The organism is Pseudonocardia sp. SID8383, from assembly GCF_009864975.1.
GTDB lineage: Bacteria > Actinomycetota > Actinomycetes > Mycobacteriales > Pseudonocardiaceae > Pseudonocardia > Pseudonocardia alni.
The window spans coordinates 1-2,772 of record NZ_WWFY01001084.1 but is presented as its reverse complement, the minus strand read 5'-3'; the positions used below and the strand labels follow the sequence as shown (position 1 = coordinate 2,772).

General features: G+C 75.6%; 4 protein-coding genes. 2 read left to right on the top strand and 2 right to left on the bottom strand.

Annotation, left to right across the window (positions count from 1 at the left end):
• Both GTW08_RS26325 and GTW08_RS26320 read left to right on the top strand, forming a co-directional pair.
• The coding region (locus tag GTW08_RS26325; RefSeq protein ID WP_161152670.1) for a carboxypeptidase-like regulatory domain-containing protein at window positions 1–343 on the top strand (343 nt) is incomplete at its 5' end.
• Complete coding sequence (locus GTW08_RS26320) at window positions 336–1,139, top strand: YceI family protein (protein WP_073577183.1); 804 nt, start codon at window positions 336–338, stop codon at window positions 1,137–1,139. The genes GTW08_RS26325 and GTW08_RS26320, both read left to right, overlap by 8 nt.
• Window positions 1,140–1,238: 99 nt before the next feature.
• On the opposite strand, the gene GTW08_RS26315 is transcribed toward GTW08_RS26320, so the two are convergent.
• Together GTW08_RS26315 and GTW08_RS26310 are read right to left on the bottom strand one after the other, a co-directional pair.
• Window positions 1,239–1,574 (bottom strand): hypothetical protein, encoded by a 336-nt coding sequence (locus GTW08_RS26315; protein WP_073577184.1) that lies wholly within the window; start codon window positions 1,572–1,574, stop codon window positions 1,239–1,241.
• A 38-nt stretch (window positions 1,575–1,612) separates the two neighbouring features.
• Window positions 1,613–2,772, bottom strand: a 1,160-nt coding sequence (locus tag GTW08_RS26310) for a YeeE/YedE family protein (protein ID WP_161152669.1), incomplete at its 5' end; no start/stop codon positions are given.

Sequence of the window (2,772 nt, the reverse complement as noted above, 5' to 3'; positions counted from 1 at the left end):
CCCGGCCGGGCCGCCGGTGGAGCTGCGGTTCCCGGCCCTGGCCGGGATCGCCGGCGTCGCGCGCAGCGGCGACGGCCGCCCGGTCCCCGGGGCGCGGATCGTGATCGGTGACAGCGACGGGCGCACCGTCGCCGAGACCACCACCGGCCGGGACGGCAGCTACGAGCTGCACGGGCTCCCGCCCGGACGGCACGAGCTGACGGCGAGCGGCTGGGCGCCGGTCGTCGTCGCGGTGCAGGTGGCGCGCGGCGCGACCACACCGGTCGAGGTGCGCTTCGGCGCCCCGGACCCGACCGACGACCGGATCGGCGACCCGACGAGGACGGAGCAGGGACGTGGCTGAGCTCTACGGACGGCTGAGCACCCCCGACGGCTGGCCGGTGACCGGCGCGACGGTCACCGTCATGGACGCCACCGGCGTGCAGCGGGGCCGGGGGGCCAGCCGGGCCGACGGCGGGTTCGCGGTGGCGGAGCTGGCCGCGGGGCCGCACACGGTCGTCGTCGCCGCGGCGGGGTACGAGCCGTCCGCGCGGGCGGTCTCACTGGCCGGGGACGGCACCGACCTGGGCCGCGTCGAGCTCGCCCGGGCGGGCGGCGCGGTGCTGCCCACCCCCGGCCTGTGGCGGATCGACCCGCAGCACTCCAGCATCCGGGCCACCGCGCTACACCTCGGGATGAGCCGCATCCACGGCAGGCTGCGCCGGTTCTCCGGCGACCTGCGGGTGGCCGACCCGTTCGAGGCCAGCTCGGTGAGCGTGTCGATCGACGCGGGCTCGGTGGACTCCGACGACCCCGACCGCGACACCCACCTGCGGACCGCGGACTTCCTCGACGTCGGGGCCCACCCGGCCATCGGCTATGAGGGCGACGGCCTGACCCGCGTCGACGCCACCCGCTGGACGGTGCACGGGATGCTGGCGCTCAAGGGCGTCAAGGCCCCCGTCGACCTGCACATGACCTACGGCGGCACCGGCCCCGACCTGTGGGGTGGCACCCGGGCGGCGTTCACCGCCACCACCGAGATCTCCCGCGACGAGTTCGCGATCGACTGGAACCAGTCGGTGCTGGCCGGGGTCCTGGCCGTCGGCCGGACGCTGCGGATCGACCTCGACGTGCAGGCCGTCCTGCAGGAGGACTGACCCACCCCCGGCGCACGACCGGCCCGCCCGGACCCGCGGTCCGGGCGGGGCGGCCGGCTCGGCCCGGGCGGCCCTGTGCACAGCAGCCCGGGGCGGGTCTCAGCTCAGGCCGTCCAGCACGCCGAACGCGGGCGCGGTCAGGTCGACCGGCTTCAGCAGGTCCTCGGGCGCCACCGCCGCCGGGACGTCCTTCAGCAGGTACACCGGGGTGTTGCCGTCCGCGCGGTCGCCTGCGGACTCGTTGAGGTCGGCCGAGTCGGAGGGGTGGGCCTCGCCGTCGTAGTGCCAGACGGAGCCGTCGTAGTGCGCATCGCCGTGGCCGTGGCGGCTGCCGTGGTGGCCCTCGTCGGCGTGCGCGAGGCCGCCGGCCAGGGTGGCCAGCGCCCCCGCGCCGGCGACGGCGGCCAGCGCGCGGACGGTGGTACGTGCGGTCATCGTGTGAACCTCTCTCGTGGGGGGAGCGTCCGGCCGGCTCAGCAGAGCGAGTCGGCAGGCTTGGGGTTGGTCAGGCCGAACAGCGGCCGCAGCCGTAGCCCGACCCAGGTGCCGCCGAGTGCGACGACGGCCCAGATCCAGCCGTGCAGGCTGAACGAGGCGATGCCGGAGAAGTAGGCACCGATGTTGCAGCCGCCCGCGAGACGCGCGCCGTAGCCCATGGCGATGCCGCCGAGGACCGCGCCGAGGGCGAGCTTCCACGGGATCCGCTTGTGCAGCACGAACGCGCCGCCCACCGCGGAGGCCACCAGCGCGCCGATCATGATGCCGACGTCGAGGTTGGAGATGCGGTCGGCCAGCACCGGGGCGGCCAGCGACCGCGCGTTCGCCGGGGCCTGCCAGTACGCCAGCCCCGCCATGTCGAACCCGACGGCCTGCAGGAGCTTCGAGCCCCACAGCGCGAACGCCGAGGTCACGCCCCACGGGGCGGCGGAGACGAACAGGACCGCCGCGTTGAGCACGGCGAGCACGACCGCGCCGACCCACATCGGCCACGATCCGCGCAGGATCCGCGCGACGCCGCGCGCCGACGGCGGGCGCTCCACCGGCGGCGGGGTGCGGCGCCGGGCGACCACCCAGGTGACCGCGGTGATCGCGGCCGTCACGAGCAGGGTGGCGGCGACGGCGCCGGGGTAGCCGAGCAGCTGGGCCAGGTTGACGCTCGGGCCCTGCGGCACGGTCTGCGTCCAGAAGGTGTGGGTGAACACCGCGAACATCGAGCCGACGACGAACCCGAGCAGGGTCAGCACGATCGCGGACTGCCCGCTGCCGACGGCGAACAGCGTGCCCGAGGCGCACGACCCGCCGACCTGCATGCCGACGCCGAACAGGAACGCGCCGACGACGAGCCCGATGCCGATCGGGTTGGTGAACCCCTTCGGCTCGCCGGCGAGGGCGAACCCGGACGAGAGGATCACCGCGAACAGCACCGACGCCGTCGCCAGCATGACCATGTGCGCGCGGATCGCGGCGCCCTGCCCGACGGCGACGAGCTGGCGCCAGCCGGAGGTGAAGCCGAACCGGGAGTGGAACAGGGTGAAGCCCAGGGCCAGGCCGAGCGCGGCGGTGCCGACCATCGTCGCCGGGGCCACCGTGCCCACCCCGACCAGGAACAGCACGGCCAGGACCAGGCCGACGG

What these genes read in the sequence shown, in the direction of transcription:
- GTW08_RS26315 (WP_073577184.1), bottom strand. Translation starts at nt 1,574, where the DNA reads ATGACCGCACGTACCACCGTCCGCGCGCTGGCCGCCGTCGCCGGCGCG.